Genomic DNA, 21011 nt, shown 5'->3' with positions numbered 1-21011 from the left:
CGTTCTAACCCGACCAGCTAAGACCCCGGCGAGGGAACCGCCGCGTATGTTCGAGGAGTTCGTTCTCGCCGCGAGCACGGCCGACCTCTCCGAGGAGCCGCGCGCCCGCGAGCACGCCGACGCCGTCGAATTCCGGATGGACCTCGCAAACTCCCCGCTCGACCAGCTGGCGAGCTACGACGGCGACCTCCCACTACTCGTCACGAACCGGGCGTCGTGGGAGGGCGGCGAGGCGGCGGACGGAACCGGCCGCTACGACGCCCTCTCGGACGCGATCGGTAACGACGCGGTCGCCGCGGTCGACGTCGAACTCGGCGCGCTGCGCGGGACGCACCCGGACCCGGCCGAGGAGTCGCACGCGACCGCGCTGCGCGACGCGGCGCGCGAGGCGGGCGTCGACGTGGTCGCGTCGGTCCACGACTTCGAGTCCACCCCGGAGCCGGCCGCGCTGGTGGACCTCCTCGCGGACGCCGCGAGCGAGGGTGACGTAGGGAAGCTGGCGACGACCGCGACCGCGCCGGCGGACGCGCTCGCGATGATCGAGGCGACCCACGAGGCGACCGCCGCGGGTCACCGCGTCGCGGCGATGTGTATGGACGAGCCGGGGCGGCACACCCGCGCCGTGACCCCGGTCTACGGCTCGAAAATCGGCTACGCGCCCGTCGACCCCGCGGAGGCGACCGCGCCGGGCCAGTACCCGCTCGCGACGCTCAGAGAGCTCGTCGACCGGCTTCGGGAGGGCGGAACTGTCGAGTGACTGTTTATATGTAACTGACCGCGGTTACAGCGACTACTTATAAATGAAGACGCGGTGCGGCGGCGCGTGCCTGCGAGCGGCCGCCCTCGGCGGCCGCGAGACAGCACGCGCGAGGGACGCGGCGAACGCGAGCGGCGAAGCCGCGAAGCGTGAGCCGCGAGGCTGGGGAGGCGTGAGGTGCGGTTGCTGTGCGGGTGGGGTGGGACTCAAAGGGGCAGCCGTGAGGGCCGCGCAGACGACGTAAGCACCGCAGCGAGTGAGCGGCAGCGAACGAGCAAGGAGCGCAACGAGTGTGCGCGGCCCTCACGGCTGGGGCTTTGGAGGCGTTCACCGCGGAGCCGCCAGCATCTCTTTATTAGCAAGCGGCTGGGGCTTTGGCGGTGTTCGCCGTCGATCCGCCAGCATCTCTTTATTAGCAAGCGGCTGGGGCTTTAGCGGTGTTCACGGCGATACCATCAGACACGATTTATACGCCCTCATCAGGGCCGCCGACTACCTATTGAGGTATCACGTATAGAGCCAAACCGCTTTACGACCGCCCCCGTAAGGACCGCCAATGGCGACGTGCGACGTGTGCGGGGAGTACGAGAACCTCCCGTATCAGTGTGATCGGTGCGGCCAGACGTTCTGTTCCGAACACCGGCTGCCCGAGAACCACGACTGTCCGGGCCTCTCGGAGTGGAACGACCCCGGCGGCGTCTTCGACAGCGGCTTCGACGAGAGCGTCGAGGGCGGCTCGGGGGGCGGCACCGGCGGTCGAACCGGTGGGGGGGGCTCCGAGGGGGTCGTCGGCCGGGTCAAGCGCCGGATCGACCGGGAGACGAGCACCGGGGGAATCGTGAGCTACTTCCGGAACAACGCGACCTACGCCATCCTGCTCGCGATCTGGGTCACCTTCCTCGCGCAGCTGATCGTCTTCTGGGGCGTGAGCCCGGCGCTCCACGACCAGCTGTTCGTGCTCCGGTCGGACGCGCTCGGGCGGGTCTGGACCTGGGTGACCGCCGTGCTCTCTCACTCGCCGGTGAGCCTCTACCACATCATCGGGAACAGCGTCGTCCTGTTCTTCTTCGGTCCCCTCGTCGAGCGCGCGGTGGGGTCGAAGCGCTTCACCGCGTTCTTCTTCCTGTCGGGGATCCTCGCCGGCCTCGGCCACGTCCTCTTCGCGCTCGCGCTCGGCGGGACGACCGGCGTGCTGGGCGCCAGCGGCGCCGGCTTCGCGCTCCTCGGCGTGCTCACCGTCTGGCGGCCGAACATGCAGGTGCTGCTGTTCTTCGTCGTCCCGATGAAGATCAAGTACCTGACGTGGGGGATCGCGCTCGTCTCGGCGGTCCTCGTCGTCCAGAGCGTCCAAGCGGGCGGCGCCGGCAGCGCCGGCGGCATCGCCCACCTCGCGCACCTGATCGGCTTCGCCATCGGGCTCGCGTTCGGCAAGCGCAACGAGGGGCTGGCGCGCTCCGCGGGCGGCATGGGCGGCGTCTCGATGGGCGGCGCGCGCGGTCCGCGCGGCCCCGGGGGTCCGGGCGGTCCCGGTGGGCGGCGCTGATGGCCCTCGCGCGGCCCGACCTCCGGCCCGACCCGTCGCTGTCGCGCGCGGAGATGGAGGCCCTCCAGCGCGACATCGCGGCGGCCGCGACGTTCGCGGACGAGCACGCGCTCGACCCGGCCGCCGTCGCGGTCGAGGAGGCCGCCTCCCTCGCGGACGGACTCCCGCCAGCGCGCACCGACGCACAGGAGCGGCTGGGGACCGACGCGGGACCGAACCCGGCCGGCTCGGCGTCCGGTTCAACGGTCCCCACCGTCGTCGGCGTCGATCAGGCGTTCCTCACCGACCGCGACGACGGCCGTCCCGACGCCGCCGTCTCGGCCGCGGTCGCGCTCCGCGGCGGGACCGTGATCGAGTACGCGAGCGCGACGACGCCGCTGTCGATCCCCTACATTCCCGGCCTGCTCGCGTTCCGGGAGGGCGAGCCGATACTGGCCGCGCTCGACGCGCTCGACGCCGACCCCGACCTGCTGATATGCGACGGCTCCGGTCGGATCCACTACCGTGAAGCCGGGCTGGCGACCCACGTCGGCGTCCTCCGCGACACCCCGAGCGTCGGCGTCGCGAAGAGCCTCCTCTGTGGCGAACCCGACGAGTCGACGGCCGAGCGGCCCGCGGGCTGGCGGACGCCGGTCCGCGCCGACGACGCGGTGACGACCGCCGAGCCGGGGACCGTCATCGGCCACGCGTTCCAGTCGCGCCAGTACCCGAACAGTAAGCGGGTGAACCCGCTGTACGTCAGCCCCGGCCACCGCGCGGGGGCGGAGACCGCGGTCGACCTCGTCGAAGCGCTGTGCGCGGGGTACAAACTCCCCGAGCCGACGCGGCTCGCGGACGCGTACGCGGAGCGCGTGAAGCGGGACGTGGACTGAGCCGTGCGGCGGTGGCGCGGCGGGGCGGCGTCGACTCCGTGTCAGCAGTTGCCACGGCAGTCGGTTTTTAGACGATCGCCCGCAAACGCGATCGCATGGGAGACGACGACGCGGAGAGTCCGATGTCCGCCGAGGAGTTCCGGTCGCTGACCGACGGGCTAGTGCGGCAGAGCTCCGGCGGCGGCACGACCGTTTATAAGAACGCGGCGGGCGTCGGCTGCCCGAACCCCGACTGCGACCGCGGGGTCTTCCAGACGCTGTTCGTCAGCGACCACGGCTGGCAGCAGATCGGCGCGACCCGCGACGGGATCGACCTCTGTTTAGTCAACACGGAGTCGAAGCGGCTCGTCTTCATCCACGACGAGTGAGCCGAGACGAGGGCCGAGGGACCTCAGTCGTCGCCCGCGGCCGAGTCGGCGTCCGGCTCCGCGGCGCAGCGGTTCGGGCCGAGTTCGAGTTCGATCGCCGCGGTCTCGTCGGGCGGCGACTCGACGCCGCGGTTGGCCGCGATCACCGACTCGTAGTTCGGCGGCTTCTCCGGCAGCGTCCGGGTGATACGCTCGACGAAGGCCTCCCGATCGAGACCGAGGACCTCGATATCCCGGCGCGCGTCCCCGACCGTCGCGAAGACGGGTTCGCCCGGGACGACGTCGCCGGTCGTCCCGTCGTTCGCGACCGCGAAGTGACCGGGACAGACGACGACGCCGTCCGGCTGGGCGAGCAGCGTCCCGTGGAGCGAGTCGTACAGCCGGCGGGCCGCGCCCGCGGCGCCCTCGTCGGCGGCTGACTCATCTCCCCCGTCGCCGCCCGCCGAGAACTGGAGCTCCGTCCGGCCGACGCTGTCGGTGAACAGCGTGTCGCCCGTGAGGACCGCCGCGTCGTCGACGAGGTAGCTCGCCCCGTCGTCGGTGTGGCCGGGCGTCGCGAGCGCCTTCAGGTCGACGCCGCCGACGTCGAGCGTCTCGTTGCGCCCGATCGGCTCGAAGGCGTGCGCCACGTCGCGGTCGGCGGCCGCGGCGGGCAGGTAGTACGGCACGCCGAGGTCGTCCGCGAGCGCCCGGCCGCCCGAGAGGTGGTCGGCGTGGACGTGCGTGTCGAGGACGGCCGCGATCGACGCGTCGCGCTCGGCGGCCGCCGCGACCCACTCGTCGCCGTGTCTGGAGACGTCGACGGCGACGGCGACGCGGTCGGAGCCGTCGGAATCGCTCGCGGGACTGTCCGTGAGGGCGTGATCCGCCTCGCCCGCCTCGCGCCCGCCGATGACGAGGTAGCCCAGACACCCCTTCGCGCGGCGCTGGATCTGGACGACGTCGAGCGGCGGGGCGCTAGAGGGCCTGTCCTGTAGCGGAACGTCGGTGCGGTCGTACACCGCGGACCAGCCGCGCATCCCGTCAGCGACGACGACCACGTCATCGTATCCGGCCGCGTCGAGTCCGGCGGCGAAGTCCTCCGATGCCTTCCCCTTCGCGCACAGCGTGATCACGCTGTCGTCGGGCGAGAGCCCGGTCTCGCGCTCGAAGTCGTCGACGTCGAACTCGTGGAACGGCTTGTAGAAGTAGTGGACCGCGTCCGCCACGCGCCACCCCGCGAAGCTCTCTTCGGGTCGCGTGTCGACCACGGTGAAATCTCGATCGCTGCGCCGACGCGCGTCGATCCTGTCGCGGAACTCGTCGGCGGATATCGTCTCGACCATACCGGAGTACTGTTCCGCGTGATCAAAAGCGCTGTTCTCGGTGGACGGAAGATGGAGAGGGATCGTCAGCGGGTGAACTGCGGCGACCACCGCCAAAGCCCCAGCCGCGAGGACTCGTGCGGCTCGCTGTCGTTCGAGACGCCGAAGGCGTCTCGTGATGACGAGAGAGCTTTGCTCTCTCGAACCACGGTCCTCAGTCGCTCACTTCGTTCGCTCCCTGCGGTCCTTACATCGCCGTGCTTCGCCCTCGCGGCTGCCCCTTTGAGTCCCGCCCGCACCGCACAGCGACCGCACCTCACGCCTCCCCAGCCTCGTCGGCCTCCCTACGGTCGGCCGACTCCCTCGCGCGTGCTCCCCGCGGCCGCCTTCGGCGGCCACTCGCAGGCACGCGCCACCGCGATCGGCAGCGGGTGAGCATCGCCGCGACCGGCGATGGTTAGGTTTTACTCGCGGGGGCCGGAGAGCGGGCGTATGGTCGAGGCGTTCGCGGTCGCCAGCGGGAAGGGCGGCACGGGGAAGACGACGAGCACGCTCGCGCTCGGGATGGCGCTCGCGGCCGACCACGACGTGACGGTCGTGGACGCCGACACCGGGATGGCGAACCTCCTCTTTCACGCCGGACTCGACGACGCGGCGGTCACCCTCCACGACCTGCTCGTCGAGGGCACCGCGACGGACGTGAGCGAGGCCACCTACGAGCGGTTCGGACTCTCGGTCGTCCCCTGTGGCACCTCGCTCGCGGGCTTCGAGGCCGCTGAGCCGGAGCGCCTCCGCGACGTGGTGGCGGAACTCGCGCGCGACACCGACGTGCTCCTGCTCGACTCGCCGGCCGCGCTCGGCTCGAAGTCGGCCGTGCTGCCGGTCGTGCTGGCCGACCGGGTGGTGGTCGTCGTCGAGCCGACCATCCCCGCGCTCTCGGACGGCCTGAAGGTCCAGGAGTACGCGCGCTCGTACGGCACGGAGACCGCCGGCGTCCTGTTCAACAAGGTCCGGGACGAGGCCGACGACGTGGCCGCGCAGGCGGAGCGTCACTTCGGCGGCCCCGTCCTCGCGAATATTCCGGAGAGCGACGCGGTCCGGGCGGCGCGTCGCGCGGGGAAACCCCTGCTCGCTCACGCGCCGGAGAGCGAGGCCGCCGCGCGCTTCCGGCGGGCCGCCGACCGGCTCGACGTGCGCGACGGCGACGGCGACGCGGTCGCGGACCGCTTCCGGAGCGCGGTCGTCCCCGACACGCCATGAGCGGGAGCCCGGAGGCGGACGGCGCGGAGTCGGCGGCGCTCACCATCCCGCGGGGGACGCTCCTGCGCTCGCGCGTCGTCTCGGACGTGGGGACGACGCTGTCGCGCGCGCTCGACCGCGGGCTCACCGGTTACGCGACGCTCGTCCCGCAGGAGACGCTGCTCCTGTCCGGCGAGGTCCGCGGCGTGATCACCTTCGACGACGGCGTGCCCGTGCTGGCGTACAACACGGTGACGGACAGCGGCGGTCCGGACGCGCTCGCGGAGCTCGCGGTCCCCGGTCCCTACCGCGTCGAGCTGTACGCCGTCGACGCGAGCGGGCTGGCCGCGGCCCACGAGGAGGAGACGCTGCGCGTCGCGCCCGACGCGGCCGCGACCGAACTGGCAGACGACGCCGACCTCGCGGCGCGGACCCGCGAGGCGGCGCCCGGCGAGCGCCTGCGGGACGCCGGCGACGAGGACGACGCCGTCGCCGCCTTCCTCTCCGACGACGACCGGATCGACGCCATCCGGGAACAGGCGCGGGCGGAGGCCCGCGACCGCGCCGCGGAGTGGGGACTTGACGACGCGCTCGACGACCCCGGCGAGACCGCCGGGTCCGACGGGGGAGCGGCGGCCGAGGCCGACCCGCCGCCGGACGCCGACCGCAACTCGGACCGACCCGACCGCAACTCGGACCGACCCGACCGCGACCCGAACGGCTGACTCGGGGGCGAGAGCGGGCGAGAGGGAGTCAACGGGCGTTTGAAACGTTCACCCCACCGGTAATTTTTTGAATATAGGTCATGTGAAGATATAACATGTCATCCGAGAGAAGTGTGCCGGAGGGGCGGGAGGCCCGGAGCGGCGAGGCGGCCGTCGACTCCGGGGACGCGGCGGACGGCCGCGAGGCGGCGGGCGCCGGCGAGTCGACGGGCGCCGCGGACGCCGCCGGATCAAAAGCGGGCGAGGGCGGCGCGGCGGGCGACGTCGCCGGGGGCGTCCGCGCGAACGAGCTCTTGGAACTGCTCGGGAACCGCCGCCGCCGGCTCCTGTGGCGACACCTCCGCACCGAGGAGCGGGAGGCGGCGCTGTCGGACGCGTCGGGGCGAATCGCCGCGTGGGAGAACGGCGTCGACCCGGGTGACGTGGAGTACGACCAACGGAAGAGCGTGTACACGTCGCTGCGGCAGTTCCACTGTCCGAAGATGGCCGACGCGGGGCTGATCGAGTTCGACGACCGCGACGGGACGGTGCGCCTGACCTCCGACCTCCCCGAGGAGTTGACGATCGAGATCGAGCCGGACACGGAGAACGTCAGGCAGACCGCCCTCGGCGCGCTCGCGCTGGCGACCGGGGTCATCCTCGGCTCGTGGGCCGCCGGACTCCCGGTGTTCGGCCCGCTCTCGTTCGGCGGCGTCGCGTTCGCCGTCGCCGCCGCCGTCGCCGCCGCCGGCCTCGTGTACGCCGTCGCCGTCCGCTCGGACCACGGGGTGTCGCTCGGCGACGCGCTGGCCCGCGTCGACGGCTGACCGGACCGACTCCGGGTGACGACGGACTCTCTCTGAGCCGCCGCGCGCGGCCCGAACGGTTATCTCGGCTCGGTCCCTCCGATCGGTATCACGGTCCTCCGACTCCTGCGCCTGACCTCGCCCGCCGACTTCGCGGACTGGTACGCCGCCGGCCGCGCGTACACGGCGGGCGTCGCGGCGGGGATGGGCTTTCCCGGCGCCGACGCGCTCGACGCCGATCGGATCGCCCGTCGCCTCCGGACGGCGCCCGACGAGCTGACGACGGCCGAGGCCCGCTCCGTCGCGGCGACGCTGCTCGCGGACGGCGCCTTCTCTGAGCCGTACTGCGAGTGGCTCCCGACGTGGTACGAACTGGCGCTGATCGCGCCGGTCCGATACGCCGACTGGCGGCTGCGACGGGTCGCCGGCGCCGTGGCCGCGAGCGCGTCCGTGAGCGCGACGGCGCCGCGCTTCTCGCGGCCGACCGACGTCCGGATCGACGGCGCGCCGGCGCTGTCGCGGGTCGCCGGCTTCCGCGAGCGGTTCCTCCTCGCCGACTCCCTGCTCCATCTGGAGTGGTTCGAACACGTCGCCGCCGCCGACGGGATCGAGGTGCCCGACGACCTCGTCGCGCGGACGCGGGCGGAGTCGCTGTCCTACTACGGCGGCGAGCGCGACCGGCTCTCTCCCGACGTGCGCCGGTTCCAGCGCCACCTGTTCGCCGACGACCGCTGGGTCCGACGCGTGAACGACGCCTACGAACTCGACAGCGACCTGTTCGGACTCTGGGAGCGACTGCTGCGGGACGAGCGGCGACGCCTCGGCGGCGACTGAGGGCGGGCATCGGACGGGCATCGGTCGGCCCGGGCGCACCGATCCCGCCGGAAAGATTGTTACAGGTATTGTAACGTGTTACGGGTTCGGATTGTTGAACGGGAGATAAGTATAGGCGGAGACGGCCCGTTCGAAGTTGTACGAACCGCAGATCGGTTCGCTGTCCCCGACCTTCGGCCCTCGCTTCGCCGGTCATTCTGCCGGGCCTCGCTTTCGGTGAACGGTGTAGCGGCGGCTCCGACCGGTTCGGTCGAGCGGTCCGCGGCGACGCCCCGCGTCTTGGGCCGTCGCGTCCTCGGACGGAAAAAATACCGCGAACCCCGTGAGGGGCGTTGCTCGTCTCGTCAGGCGGGTGTCGCGGTCGGCGCGAGGCTGGGCTGCGTGCCAGCCTCTTCGTCCGCTTCCGCGGCGGAGTCACCGCTGGAGGACGCCGCCATGCTCGCGGCCTCCTCGACGGAGTTCGCGAACAGGGTGACGCCCTCCTCGGTGAAGTCGTCCGGGTCGTCGTGGAAGAAGTCCATCGCGATCGCCGTGTTCAGGACCTCGTTACGGTCCTCGTCGATCGCGACGCCCGGGCCCTCGAACTCGCCCTCGTCGCTCGGGCTGAAGTCCGAGTGGCCGAGCACCTGGCCGTCGTAGTCGTTGAACCAGGCGCCCCACGTCGTGCCGGAGTCGACGACCGGGACCGACTCGCCCTCCTCGCCGACGCCGTCGAATATCGGGTGGTCGGACTGGATGTCGACCTCGACGGGATTCTCGTCGGCGTCGAGCGAGACGGAGTCGCGCTCGGCCGGATCGTCGCGGACGCTGTTGAGGCGGTAGACGCCGTCGGCGTACGCCTCGGCCGTCCCGCCCTGGTCGGAGTCCAGGTAGACGACGGCCTGGTCGTCGCCGAGCGAGTCCGTGAAGTCGGACGCCAGCGAGTCGCTGCCGAACCGCTGGACGACGAACACGTCGTAGCCGTCCATCTCGTCGAGCGCCTCGTCGGCGGTGAGCGTGTCGACGGTGGTGTAGACGTCGTCGTCGAGCGCGTCGGAGAGCGCGTCCGCGATGGCGCCCTCGTGGTAGTTCTGCTCGTCGACGACCGCGACGGAGACGTCCTCGGGTTCGCTCGGCTCCTCACCCGGACCGTCTCCGGGCTGCTGCGGGACGTCCGGAACCTCCGGGTCCAACAGCGCGTCGTAGTCGTCGATCGTCGGGTCCTTCTCCATGTCGGAGAAGACCGTGTAGCCGTCGCCCTCGGCGCCGATGCCGACCCAGTACCCGCCGAACGGGTTGACCGCGGAGTCGGGCACCTCGCCTTGGCCGATGTGGCCGTCGGCGTGCGACTCGGCCATCATCGACGTGCTCGGCGTGTAGTAGTCGCCGTCGCCCTTGTTCGTGCCCTCGGTCCAGAAGGCGTACTCCTCGTCGTGGTACGCCGACGGACTCACGAGGTTCCACCCGTTGTGGAGGTCGACCTGGCCCGGACTGGCGGGCTCGTCGCCGGACTGGAAGTCGAGCGTGGCGTAGGTGTCCTCCTCGGTGACGACGAGAACGGCCGAGAGCGCGCTGAGGCTGTCGTTCGCCGTCAGCATCTGCCAGTCGCCTATCTCGGCGTCGTAGCCGTAGACGGCGCCCTCGAACTCGTCGTTGAAGGCGTCGCCGACGGTCTGGTCGGTGGCCGCCGGGACGCCGACGGTGTAGGTCTCGTTGGCCTCCATCGTCAGGTCCACGGCGATCTCCGTCGTGTTCGTGTCGACCTCGCCGAGGTCGGCGGTGAGGTACGGCGAGTACGTGACGTCGCCCGCGATGCCGCTGTTGGCCTGCGGGCCGCCCTCGCCGAACCAGTTGAGCGGCGCGTCGAACGAGCCGCTCTCCGCGTCCATCGCCGTCTCGGTCTCGGCGAAGTCGTTGAAGTGGACGGTGAGGTCGTCGCCCGCGTCGGACGCCAGCACGCCGGTCGTGGCGTTGACGTCGTTCATCGCGAACTCGCCGCTCGTCGCGCTGCCCGAGAACATGAAGCCGGTGGTGGCGTTCGTGATCTCGTTGTGCGACGCGTCGGCAACGGCGGCGCCGCCCTCCGCGACGACGCCGTAGTCGCTGTCGCTGACGGACGCGTCGGTCAGGTTGCTGACCGCCCCGCCGTCGACGTGGACGCCGTAGTCGGCGTCGGTCACCGACGCGTCGGTGAGGTCGACGCCGCTGGAACTCATCGACGCGACACCCGCCTCGGCGGCGCCCTCGACGGACGCGCCCGAGACGGCGACGTCGGTCGCGCCGTCGAGCATCACGCCGTAGGAGACGTTCGTCGCGCTCGGCGCGTCGACGGCGACGCCCGCGCTGCCGGCGATCCGGACGCCGGTGCCGGCGTCGGTCGCCTCGGCGTCGTGGACGGCGACGGAGTCGCTGTCCGCGACGTGGACGCCGTTGGCCGCGGCGCCCGTGGCGCTGGCGTTCGTGACGGTGACGTCGCTACTGCCGACGACCTGAACCGCGTCGGACGCGCCGGTCACCGAGACGTCGGAGACGGTGACGTCGCTCGTGTCGGAGACGCCGACGCTCGCGAGGCCCGCGGGCGTTTCGAGGTCGAAGCCCTCGAAGTGAGTCCCGCTGGCCTGGATGTCGACGTGCGCGTGGCCGTCGGCGGCGCCGGAGTCGGGCGCGACGATCGTGGCGTCGTCGCCGGTGATCGTGAGGTTCTGCGTCTCGTCGATCGAGACGACCTCGTCGTAGGTGCCTTCAGTGACCTCGATCTCGGCGCCGCTCGGCGCGAGGTCGACGGCCTCCTGGATCGTCTCGACGTCCTCGCCGTCACCGACCGTCAGCGGCTCGTCGTACACCGCGGTCGGGCCGGTGGTAATGGTTATCTCGTGTGAGTCCTCGGGCGCGATGTCGGCGCCGTCACCGACCGCGTCCTCGTTGTTGGCGAACGTGAACGTCGTCTCCAAGATCACCGATCCGACGGTGTCGTCGGTCGATTCGACCTCGACCGTGTAGTCGTCGTCGGTCAGCGGCGGCGAGTAGGCGCGCCACTCGCCCCACGCGTTGATCGACCCGCCGACGTAGAGATCGAGGTTCGACTGGTTGGCGGTGCTGTCCTCGTGGAGCGACACCTTGACCTTCTCCAGCTGCTGGACGCCGTACTCGGCGCCGAACGCCTCGCCGGGCGCGTTCTGTGCGGGCTGGTCCTCGTTGAGGACGACCGGCGGCGTGGTCGCGGCCCACTCGGCCGCGTTCGCCAGCACGGCGTCGGCGTCGCCGCTGTAGTCGCCGGAGCCGACGAAGCTGGTCGAGCCGAACGTCGAGAGGAGCACCTCGCGCTCCTGCGCCAGCGTCGCGGCGGCGGGACCGTCCGTCACGCCGCCGGCCTGGACGTAGCCGACCGTCTGGAAGTCGCTGTCCTCGAACCACGAGTGGTCCGCGAACGTCGCGGAGTGGATGCCGAACGTGTCGCCGACCTCGCCGACGCCCTCGAAGAGCGGGCTGTCCTCGACGATCTCCATCTCGGGGTTCGGGGACGCGAAGCTGTCTTCGGTGTTCGCCGGGTCGCCGAGCGCGCTCGACCGCGCGGGGACGCCGTTGCTACCGCTTCCCCACTGGTCGAGCCACACGACGCCCGTCGAGGCGCCCGCGGTGTTCGACTTCAGGTCCTCGACGTACGTCCCGTCGATGTTCTGGACCACGAACGCCTCGTACTCGTCGTTCGCCGCGGCGTCGACCGCGTCGCTCCCGGTGAGCAGGTCGATCTCGTACGACCCGGGGAGCTCCGCGGTGAGCCGGTCGACGACGTCGTCGCCGTTGACGCCGTCGTCGACGACGGCGATCGAGGTGTACTCCGCGAACACGGTCGTCGGCCCGGTCGTCACGGAGACCGTGTCGCCCGCGCCGGAGAACGTGTGATCGAGCGCGAACTCGCCGTCGGTGTTCGCCTCGGTGGTGACCGTGAGGTTGGCGAGGCCGGTGAGGCCGCCGACGTCGACGTCCTCGCCCTCGCTGATCTCGGCGCCGTTGAGCTCGAACGTGAGGTCGCCCTCGTAGCTGCCGTTCCGCTCGACGGAGTACGTTTCGAGGTTGGCGACGTTCACCTGGACCTCGAACTGCTGGCCGCCCTCGATCGCCTCGGGCTGGCCCGCGACGGGCTCGACGCCGAGCGCGTCGGCCAGCGTGATGTTCTGCTCGACGAACGTCTCGTTGTCCGGGACCGAGACGCTCTCGCTGGCCTCCTCGTAGCCGAAGCCGCTCGCGGTGATCGTGTAGTTGCCCGGCGGCGAGAGCACGGTGTACTCGCCGTCGGGGCCGGTCTCGGCCGCGAAGCCGTTCTCCTCGATCTCGATGGTCGCGCCCTCGATGGCGTCGCCGTCGCCGTCGGAGACGGTGCCGGTGACGCCGCTGTCGAGCGCGACCTGGTCCGCGGCCGCCTTGACGTCGATGATCCCGTTGCCGTACCGCGTGTCGGGCGTTCCCGGCGGCTCCGGGGCGTCGTCGGGCTTCCAGGCGGTGTCCTCCATCGTCTCGATGGCGGTCTCGCGGTCGACGCTGCCGCCGGCCGCGGACAGCATCAGCGCGAACGCGCCCGTCTTGTGGGGCGCGGACATCGAGGTGCCGGAGTAGGTGCCGTCGTAGCCGCCGCCGGGCACGGAGCTCAGCACGTCCACGCCGGGCGCTGCCGCGTCCGGCACGACGTACTCGTCGGGCCAGTAGTCGGACGCGTCGTCGCCCCACGCGGAGGAGGTGTCGACCGTCTCCCCGCTGGAGAAGCTCGCGACCTCCGCGTCCTCGTTGACCGCGCCGCTCGCGAAGTTGGGATACACGTTGCCGGGCGATCCGGTCGTTCCCTCTCCGTCGTTGCCGGCGGACGCGACGAGGATGACGCCCGCGTCGCGCGCGTTCTCGGACGGCTCGATCATGTCGACGCTGTAGCCGGCCGCGCCGAGGCTCATCGAGATGATGTCGACGCCCGCGGTGTCGACCGCCCACTCCATCCCGGCCGCGACCTGGGTGAACGAGCCGCCGCCGCCGGGGATGACCTGCCCGTGGTACAGCTCGACGTCGGGCGCGACGCCGAACGTCGGCACGTCGCCGTCGGGGTTCTCCGCGCCGGCGACCGTCCCGGAGACGTGCGTGCCGTGCCCGCTGGAGTCGGACGGCTCGGAGTCGATCGGGTTCCCGTCGCTGTCCCACGACTGCCAGTGCTCGTCGTCGAGCTCCGGCAGGTCGGGGTGGGAGTCGTCCATCCCGCTGTCGAGCACGGCGACTTCGACGCCCTCGCCCTGGGTGTTGTACGCGTCCCAGACCTCGGTCGCGTTGATCATGTCGAGACCGTACGTCGTCGAGTAGTTCTCGGTCCGCATCGACGACGGCGCGACCGGCTCGGTGTCGGCCGACGGCTCCGAACGCTCCGCGGAGTCGTCGGACGCCGTCTCGTTCGTCACCGTCTCGTTCGTCGCCGTCTCGTTCTCGGACGTCGAGTTCGTCGACGTCGTCTCGTTCTCGGACGCCGACTCGTTCGCGGAGCCGTTCCCGCCGCTGGCCTGCGCCGTCGTCACCTCGAAGTTGACGTGCAGGCGCTCGACGCCCTCGGCGGACGCGATCTCCTCGAGGGAGACGCGGTCGGGGTTGACCTCGAGGAGCACGGCGTTCGTGATCCAGAACTGCCGTTCGAGCTCCACGTGCTCCGACATCTGGGCGAAGCGGACCACGTTCTGCTGGGTCTCGGCGGCGTGGTCCTTCAGCGCGCCGACCGTCGCCTCCTGACCCTGAACCCCGCTCGTGTCCGCGGGCGAGAGCCTGACGACGACGTCTACCGTGTCGCCGTCGGACTCCGCTTGCCCCTCGAACTTGCGCTCGAGCGCGGGGTCGATGTCGACGTCGTCCGCGTCCTGCTGTGCGAACTCGCCGTCACTCGTCTGTTCGTACGATACGTCGTCGGAGAACGCCGGGACGTCCCCGGCCTCCTCCATCGCAGGTGTGGCGTCGCCCGCGTCCGCGGCCACGGCGGCCCCCGCGACGGGAGCCATCATGGAAACGACCATGAGTACCGCGAACAGCGCGGCGAGCGCCTTCGTGTAGTTGTTGGTGCGTATCATGTCTCGTCGCGTCGTGGCACCTCCCCTGCGGGAGGATACCGGACCAACGCCGCGGTGCGCCCGTAGTTATTAACGCAATGTGCGAACACAACCCACGGTTGCGTCGTCACAATCGGCGGTGTCGACGGCGGAGGATCTCGCGATCGGTCCCGTAACGAGCCGTAGCGGCGCGAACGTGTCACCGATCGAAACGGCGCAGAGACGCCGCGTGTCCCGCGTAACGGCCCGTTACGGGAGGCGGTACGGTCCGGTTCGCGGGGTCCGAATGAGGATAGCTGTACAGTAGCCGCCGAAGTCGATAACTCGACGACGAGTGCGGCGTCGAGTCGACGGTAACGGGGTATTACGACGTGTTCCGACGGAACGAGGGCCGAGACCCGTGGGAAGTGGCAGCGTGCCAAGAAGTTATATACATTGAAGATAATTGAAACGTATCGATGCGCCTCCGACATTTGGATCCGAGGACCTGGACGAGTGACGACCGGAACGGGACGGGCGCACGCGGCGACCGGACGGAACGGGACGGAGACGGTCCGACGGGCGACGGACGGGACGGGCCGGCGGCCGGTCGCTCCGCGGGCGACGACGGCGGGTCCTCGACCGGACCCCCCCTACCGACGGACTCCGCGTCCGACAGTCCTCGGACCGACGCCGGCGACCGCTCGACAGCCGACGTGGCCGCCGACGACCTCCTCGAACTGCTGAGCAACCGACGGCGGCGCTACCTCTGGCGGGCCCTCCGTCGCGAACCGAAAGCGGAGGTGGAGCTGTCCGACGCCTCCCGGCTGATCGCGGCGTGGGAGAACGACGTCGCCGTCGGGGAAGTCGAGTACGACCAGCGAAAAAGCGTGTACAACTCGCTTCACCAGTTCCACTGCCCGAAGATGGCCGACGCGGGGCTCGTCGAGTTCGACAAGCGGAGTTCGACGGTGCGGCTCGCGGCCGAGCTTCCGGCGCAGTTGACCGTGACGGTTGAGCCGGACACGGAAGACGTCCGCAACACGGCCTTCGGTGCGCTCGCGCTCGCCGCCGGCGTCGTGCTCGGTGCGTGGGCGCTCGACCTGCCCGTCTTCGGCACGCTGTCGCTCGGCGCGGTCGGTCTCTCGCTCGGCATCGGCGCGAGCGCGGCGCTGCTCGTCTACACGCTCTTCCTCCGGACCGAGTTCGGCCTGTCGCTCGCTGACGCGCTCAGCCGCGTCGACGGCTGAGCGGGACTGGCCCGGTCGAGCCGACCCCGCTCAGCGACGCCGGGCGATCAGCGCAGCCGCGACCGCCGCGATCAGCGCGGTAAGCACGCCGAACCCGGGCGTCTGCTCTTCGAGGACCGGGCCGCCGTCGCCGCCGGACGACGAGCCGCTTCCGTCGCCGCTCTCCGAGTCGCCGCTCGTCGAACCGTCGCCGTCGGCGTCGCCCGAACCGTCCGAGCCGTCGTCGCCGTCGGTCGAGTCGTCACCGCCGGCCGCCGAGTCGCCGTCGTCGCCCGCCGAGCCATCGTCCGCGTCCGCCGCGACCTGTGAGACGGCGAAGTACGAGAATCCGGGCGTCTCGGCCGTGTAGACGCCGTCGCCTTCGTGGGTCGTCTCCAGGGCTGTCCACTCGCCGTCGACCAGCCGGAACAGGCGAACGTCCTCGGGCGCCGCGCCGAGCGCGTCGGCGTCGGCGGTGAACGAGACCGTGGCGTTCGCGACGGCGTCGGACGCGACGCCGTCGGCCGCGAACTCGAAGTAGGAGGCCGCGTCGGCGCCGTCGAGCGCCGGCGCGTCCCCGGGCAGGTCGCCGGAGCCGACGGAGCGCGCCTCGAGGTCGAGCGAGTCGACCGCGGCCGCGGTCTCGACCGACACGGCGTCGACCGTGACGTCCTCGTCGCCCACCGCGTCACCGAGGTCCGCCTCGACGGTCGAACCGGCGTCGACGTCCGCCGCGGACAGGGTCGCGCCCCCGTCCGTGGTCGTGACCTCTGCCTCGATCACCGCGGGCGCGTCGTCGCCGCTCGGCGGCGTCGCGCCGCCGGAGCCGCCGTCGCTTCCATCGCTGCCGCCGCTACCGTCTCCGCCGTCACTGCCGTCTCCGCCGTCACTGCCGTCGCCGCCGTCTCCGCCGTCGCCGCCATCTCCGCCGTCACCGCCGTCACCGCCGTCTCCGCCATCTCCGCCGTCACCGCCGTCTCCGCCGTCGCTTCCGTCGCCGCCGAGCGTGACCCCGTTCCGGGTGAGGTCGGTGACGTCTTCGGGTTCGCTCGTCGAGACCAGCGAGTCCCCGGCGACGAACGCGACGTCGGTCGGCGCGTCCGGCGTCTCGAAGACGATCGTCGCCATCGTCGGGGCGTCGACACCGCTGTCCGGCGCGCTCCCGGCGATCGCGTTGAACTGGACGGTGCCGTTCTCGTTGTCGACGTTCGTCACCGGGTCGCCGTCGAACTCCCCCTCGCCGCCGGAGACGTTCACCACGGCGGTCGCGTTCGAGTCGAAGGTGAGGTGCGCCTGATAGCCCGCGACGTCCTCGACGGTCGTCGAGAGCGTCACGGTCACCGTGTCGTCGCCCTCGTCGGTGGTGGTCAATGTCAGTTCGCCCGCCGGCTCAGTCTGTTCGACCGCCGTCGACGCGCCGGAGAGATCGGCCGCGTCGGCGCCGTCGGAGACCGGACCGGGGGCGTCGGCGCTCGCGCCCAGCGCGGCCGCCCCGCCGGCGAGCGGGGCGAGCGCAACGGTCGCGACGATGAGACAGGCGAGCAGGCGTTCGGGTAGTGTGTTGGTCGTCATTTGTGGGATGGGTCGCGTGGTGTGTGTCGGGATTCGGCTCGGGTCTCGTTCGGGGCTGCGGCGTCGAAAAGCCGTCTCGACTACCACCGTATAAAAATCGCCGCCCGCGCGGCGAGGGTGCGTGGTAGCGTACGGTGCGAGAGCCGACGCGCGCCGCGCCGGCGCGGTCGGCCGGTCGCGGCGCGGTCAGTCGGCGTCCGACGCGGTTACGGGACCGTGACCGAGGCCGTGTCGGTCGCGTTCACCTCCGTGTCGACCGTTTCGGGGGAGTCAGCTCCGTCGTTGTCAGCGAGGGCCTCGTTGAGGATGGCGAGGACGTCGCTGGTGGTGACCGAGCCGTCGCCGGTAACGTCGGCGAGCGCGGGGTTGAAGTCGTCGGCCAGGTCCTGCCCGGCGATGTACTGCTGGACCAGGATGGCGTCACCGACGGTCACCTCGCCGTCGGTGTTGACGTCACCGAGCACGCCGCTGACGACCCCGGCGTCGCGGTAGTCGACCTCGATCTCATCGGTGTTCGGATCGAGCACCTCGGAGTCCTCGGCGTCGAACGCGATGTCGGCGGAGCCGCCCTCCTCGCCCTCGTAGGTGACTTCGAGAGCGAAGAGGACGGACGGCGACCCGCCGTTCGCCTGGGCCTGCCCGACGGAGGCCGTGCCGTTCTCGTTGTCGATGTTCTTGCTGAACGCGCCGGAGAGGTTGCCGGCGGAGGCGCTCTCGACCGTGATCGTCTCGGGGTCGAACTCGACTTGCGCCTCGTAGCCCGCGACCGACTCGGCGTCGGTCTCGACGAGCAGCGTCCGGGTCTCACCGGGACCGAACACGTACTCCTCCTGCGCGAACTGGACCGAGGGCACCCCGTCGACGTCGATCGTCGCGGTCTGCCCGTCGTTGTCGGTGAAGACGCCGTGCTCGAAGGTCCCGTCGACGTTCGGCACGGTGACGTTCGCGAACGTCACGACCTCGCTTTCGGACGAGTCGAGCGAGACGTTCTGGCTCGCCGCGACGGTGTCGTTGAACACGAAGTCGACGCTCTGCTCGCCGGCGTCGGTGCCGACGTTCGTGACGTTCGCGCTCACGTCGATCTGGTCGCCGGCCTCGGCCGACGCCGGTGCGGTGAGGTCGCTCACCTGGAAGAACGTGCCGTTCGCCACGACGGTGAACGGCGCGGTTCCCTCGTCGGTGACGTTCGGTGCGGGCGCGGCGCTCGGGTCGAGGTTCTCGCCGACCTGCTGGACCGCCTCCAGCTCGTCGCCGGGACCGAAGTCCGTGCCGAGCGCGGCGTTGATCCCCGCGATCGATCCGAAGTTCGTCTCGAGGGTCTGCGTCTCGCCCGGCGGGAGGTCGGTGACGTCGCTCGGCGGGAAGTAGATGAAGTTGTCGTCACCTCCCGTCGCGGCGTCCTGGATCGCCGTCAGCGTCTGCGTCGAGCCGGTCTGGTCACCGACGTTCTCGACGGTCGCGGTGATGACGATGGACTCGCTCGGCGTGACGTCCTCCTGAACGTCGACGCTCGCGACCTCGAACTCGGGGCCCTGAAGCTCGTCGACGGTCGTGGTCGGGCCGGTCTCGACGACAAGCTCCTCGCCCGCTCCCGCGAAGGTGTGTTCGAGCGAGAAGCTCTCGTCGAGCGGCGCGTCCTCGGCGATGTCGACCGTGACCGGGACGGCGTCGTCGTCGAGGTTATCGAAGGTCGTCTCGTTGCCGAGGTCGACCTCGCTGCCCGCGACCGACACGGTCAGGTCGGAGGCGTTGAGCTCCGAGTCGTCGGTGAGGTCGACCGTCAGCCCGTCGAGGTTGCGGACGTCGAGGACGAGGGTGACGTCGCCGCCGGTCGGCGCGAACGGAGCCTGGCCCTCGATCAGGTCGACGGCGAGTTGCGGTTCGAGCGCGAACTCCGTCGCCGCGCCGCCGCTCACCTCGGTCGTCTCCTCGGCGTTGCCGAACTGATCGGCGGTGACCGTGGCCGCCTCCTCGGTGGTTTCGAGGGTGTACTCGCCGTTCTCGTCGGTCGTCGTCAGCGACCCGGCGTCGGTGCCGACGGTGGCGCCGACCACCGGCTCGCCGGTCGCGTTGTCCGTGACCGTGCCCTCGATCGTCTGCGTCTCGTTGAGCGCCTGCGCGGCCGCGTGGACGTCGATGATCCCGGTGCCGTACCGGATGTCGCGGCCGTCGGCGCTCGGGAAGTCGTTGTCGGGCTTCTCGGCGGTCTCCGCGAGCGCCGCCTTGATCGTCCCGGGCGCGAGGTCCTCGTCCGTGGCCGACTGGAGCAGCGCGACGGCGCCCGCGTAGTGCGGGGCGGCCATCGACGTGCCGTCGGAGTAGGAGTACGTCGCGTTCGGGTCGCCGATGTCGCCGCCGAGCGGCCCGGAGCTCAGGACCTCCTGTCCGGGGGCCGCGACGTCGGGCTTGACGTACTCGTGCGGGAACGTCTCGGGGAGCGTACCGTTCTCGGGGCCGACGATTTCGACGTCGTCGTCGGAGATTACGTCGCCGCTGGAGAAGGTCGCGATGGTCCCGGCCTCGGTGGACGCGCCGACCGACGCCGAGCGGAAGTTCGTCGCCGGCGAGGTGACCGGCCCGCCGCCGTCGCCGCTGCCGGAGTTCCCGGCGGAGACGACCGCGACGGTTCCGGCCGCGTTCACGTCTTCGACCGTCTCGATGTAAGCGGGCTGGAACGTCGACAGACCGGTCGAGGACGGGAAGCCGAGGCTGAAGCTCGCCGCGTCGGCGTCGTTCTCGGCGGCCCACTGCATCGAGGCGATGATGTCCTCGGAGAACGCGCCGCCGCCCGCGAACACGTCGGCCATCAAGAGGTCCGCCTCGGGGGCGACGCCGTAGCGGGGCACGTCGCCCGCCGGGTGCGCCGCGCCGGTCGCGGTGCCCGCCGTGTGCTCGCCGTGCGAGCCCTCGTTACCGCCGACGAGGGTTCCCTCGTCGACGGTGCCGTTCTGGACGATCGCCTCCTTTGCGAACTCGAGGTCAGGGTGACCCTCCTCGGGGTTCGAGACGCCGTCGTCGCCGATCATGACGGTGGCGCCCTCGCCTTGGACGCCGAACTCGTCTTCGAACTCGGGGACGCCGATCTGTTCGAGCCCGTACGTGTACTCGCCGTCGTGGCTCGCGGGCGCCGCGTCGTCGCCGGCGGCGGCGGGCGGCTCGGGCCGCTCGTACCGCACGTTCGGCGAGACGGATTTTACCCCGTCGATCGACGCCAACCGCTCGAGGTCGACCGCGTCGAGGTCGACTTCGGCGGTGACGATGTTGCCCGCCCAGAAGCGCTCGCGGACGTCCGCCCCGAGCGCGTTCAGCTCGGTGGCGACCGGCTCCAGCGTCGCCTCGGAGTCGGCGCGGATCCGGTCGACCGAGAGCTCGCCGTCCGCGGACGCGGCCCGCAGGTCGAGTTCGCGCTCGACGGCGAGGAGAACCACCGTCTCGTCGCTGGCGGACCGGAGCGCCGGGTCAATTCTGACCGACTCTTCGGCGTCGGTCTCGTTCGCTTCCTGGCTCGGTTCCGTCTGTGGCTGTACGTCTGCGTCGACGTCGGCCGGCCCGGCGTCGGTCGCGTCGCCGCCGGTCCCGCCCATGGCCGCCGCCGCACCCGCGGTCGGCGCGAACATGGACGCGACCATGACGGCCGCGAAAAGCGTCGCAAAGAGTGTTTTTCGTGATACCATCGATCGTTCGCCTCCACCGTGCGGAGGTGTCACGGTACAGCAGGCCATGGGACGTGATTATTCGGAATATAAGCCGTTCCCAC

13 protein-coding genes are annotated in these 21011 nt (G+C 71.1%); 9 read left to right on the top strand and 4 right to left on the bottom strand.

The window, feature by feature from the left end:
* Nucleotides 1-46 precede the first annotated feature (46 nt).
* From KI388_RS01600 to KI388_RS01585, 4 genes are all read left to right on the top strand, one after another.
* Entirely contained in the window at nt 47-757 is a 711-nt protein-coding gene (locus KI388_RS01600; RefSeq protein ID WP_215087666.1) for a type I 3-dehydroquinate dehydratase, read from the top strand.
* A 556-nt stretch (nt 758-1313) separates the two neighbouring features.
* The gene (locus tag KI388_RS01595) at nt 1314-2300 is read left to right on the top strand and encodes a rhomboid family intramembrane serine protease (protein ID WP_215087665.1); all 987 of its coding nucleotides are present in this window, start codon (nt 1314-1316) and stop codon (nt 2298-2300) included.
* Nucleotides 2300-3172 (top strand): endonuclease V, encoded by an 873-nt coding sequence (locus tag KI388_RS01590; protein ID WP_215087664.1) that lies wholly within the window; start codon nt 2300-2302, stop codon nt 3170-3172. Before KI388_RS01595 ends, KI388_RS01590 begins: the two co-directional genes overlap by 1 nt.
* A 95-nt stretch (nt 3173-3267) precedes the next feature.
* Nucleotides 3268-3540 carry a hypothetical protein gene (locus KI388_RS01585; RefSeq protein ID WP_004596496.1) on the top strand — a complete coding sequence of 91 codons (273 nt, stop codon included), beginning with the start codon at nt 3268-3270 and terminating at the stop codon, nt 3538-3540.
* Nucleotides 3541-3563: 23 nt separating this feature from the next.
* Here KI388_RS01585 and KI388_RS01580 read toward each other — a convergent pair whose 3' ends face one another.
* Complete coding sequence (locus KI388_RS01580) at nt 3564-4865, bottom strand: rhodanese-like domain-containing protein (protein WP_215087663.1); 1302 nt, start codon at nt 4863-4865, stop codon at nt 3564-3566.
* A gap of 471 nt (nt 4866-5336) precedes the next feature.
* On the opposite strand from KI388_RS01580, the gene KI388_RS01575 reads away from it, so the two are divergent.
* The 4 genes from KI388_RS01575 to KI388_RS01560 all read left to right on the top strand — a co-directional run bounded on the left by KI388_RS01575 (nt 5337) and on the right by KI388_RS01560 (nt 8427).
* Nucleotides 5337-6104, top strand: a complete 768-nt coding sequence (locus KI388_RS01575; protein WP_215087662.1) for an AAA family ATPase — start codon at nt 5337-5339, stop codon at nt 6102-6104.
* Nucleotides 6101-6808 (top strand): hypothetical protein, encoded by a 708-nt coding sequence (locus KI388_RS01570; RefSeq protein WP_251133179.1) that lies wholly within the window; start codon nt 6101-6103, stop codon nt 6806-6808. The genes KI388_RS01575 and KI388_RS01570 overlap by 4 nt, the downstream gene beginning before the upstream one ends.
* A gap of 95 nt (nt 6809-6903) precedes the next feature.
* On the top strand, nt 6904-7614 hold the full coding sequence (locus tag KI388_RS01565) for a hypothetical protein (RefSeq protein ID WP_251133178.1): 711 nt from the start codon (nt 6904-6906) through the stop codon (nt 7612-7614).
* Nucleotides 7615-7797: 183 nt separating this feature from the next.
* Complete coding sequence (locus KI388_RS01560; protein WP_215087661.1) at nt 7798-8427, top strand: hypothetical protein; 630 nt, start codon at nt 7798-7800, stop codon at nt 8425-8427.
* Nucleotides 8428-8771: 344 nt separating this feature from the next.
* On the opposite strand, the gene KI388_RS01555 is transcribed toward KI388_RS01560, so the two are convergent.
* Complete coding sequence (locus KI388_RS01555) at nt 8772-14495, bottom strand: S8 family serine peptidase (protein ID WP_215087660.1); 5724 nt, start codon at nt 14493-14495, stop codon at nt 8772-8774.
* 437 nt (nt 14496-14932) lie between these two features.
* On the opposite strand from KI388_RS01555, the gene KI388_RS01550 reads away from it, so the two are divergent.
* Nucleotides 14933-15703 (top strand): hypothetical protein, encoded by a 771-nt coding sequence (locus KI388_RS01550; protein ID WP_215087659.1) that lies wholly within the window; start codon nt 14933-14935, stop codon nt 15701-15703.
* 30 nt (nt 15704-15733) lie between these two features.
* Here the strand turns inward: KI388_RS01550 and KI388_RS01545 are convergent, their stop codons facing one another.
* Both KI388_RS01545 and KI388_RS01540 read right to left on the bottom strand, forming a co-directional pair.
* Nucleotides 15734-17254: a PGF-CTERM sorting domain-containing protein gene (locus KI388_RS01545; RefSeq protein ID WP_215087658.1), complete on the bottom strand. Its 1521-nt coding sequence runs from the start codon at nt 17252-17254 to the stop codon at nt 15734-15736.
* Nucleotides 17255-17460: 206 nt separating this feature from the next.
* Entirely contained in the window at nt 17461-20928 is a 3468-nt protein-coding gene (locus KI388_RS01540) for a S8 family serine peptidase (protein WP_215087657.1), read from the bottom strand.
* Nucleotides 20929-21011: the final 83 nt, after the last annotated feature.

Origin of the sequence: Halorubrum sp. 2020YC2, assembly GCF_018623055.1 — an archaeon.
GTDB lineage: Archaea > Halobacteriota > Halobacteria > Halobacteriales > Haloferacaceae > Halorubrum.
Note: the sequence above shows the minus strand (reverse complement) of the source record. Positions and strands in the feature narration are given on the sequence as shown.

Bases quoted from the DNA above. Each gene is read 5' to 3' on its own strand.
- KI388_RS01600 (WP_215087666.1), top strand. From the start codon at position 47: ATGTTCGAGGAGTTCGTTCTCGCCGCGAGCACGGCCGACCTCTCCGAG.
- KI388_RS01595 (WP_215087665.1), top strand. From the start codon at position 1,314: ATGGCGACGTGCGACGTGTGCGGGGAGTACGAGAACCTCCCGTATCAG.
- KI388_RS01590 (WP_215087664.1), top strand. From the start codon at position 2,300: ATGGCCCTCGCGCGGCCCGACCTCCGGCCCGACCCGTCGCTGTCGCGC.
- KI388_RS01585 (WP_004596496.1), top strand. From the start codon at position 3,268: ATGGGAGACGACGACGCGGAGAGTCCGATGTCCGCCGAGGAGTTCCGG.
- KI388_RS01580 (WP_215087663.1), bottom strand. From the start codon at position 4,865: ATGGTCGAGACGATATCCGCCGACGAGTTCCGCGACAGGATCGACGCG.
- KI388_RS01575 (WP_215087662.1), top strand. From the start codon at position 5,337: ATGGTCGAGGCGTTCGCGGTCGCCAGCGGGAAGGGCGGCACGGGGAAG.
- KI388_RS01570 (WP_251133179.1), top strand. From the start codon at position 6,101: ATGAGCGGGAGCCCGGAGGCGGACGGCGCGGAGTCGGCGGCGCTCACC.
- KI388_RS01565 (WP_251133178.1), top strand. From the start codon at position 6,904: ATGTCATCCGAGAGAAGTGTGCCGGAGGGGCGGGAGGCCCGGAGCGGC.
- KI388_RS01560 (WP_215087661.1), top strand. From the start codon at position 7,798: ATGGGCTTTCCCGGCGCCGACGCGCTCGACGCCGATCGGATCGCCCGT.
- KI388_RS01555 (WP_215087660.1), bottom strand. From the start codon at position 14,495: ATGATACGCACCAACAACTACACGAAGGCGCTCGCCGCGCTGTTCGCG.
- KI388_RS01550 (WP_215087659.1), top strand. From the start codon at position 14,933: ATGCGCCTCCGACATTTGGATCCGAGGACCTGGACGAGTGACGACCGG.
- KI388_RS01545 (WP_215087658.1), bottom strand. From the start codon at position 17,254: ATGACGACCAACACACTACCCGAACGCCTGCTCGCCTGTCTCATCGTC.
- KI388_RS01540 (WP_215087657.1), bottom strand. From the start codon at position 20,928: ATGGTATCACGAAAAACACTCTTTGCGACGCTTTTCGCGGCCGTCATG.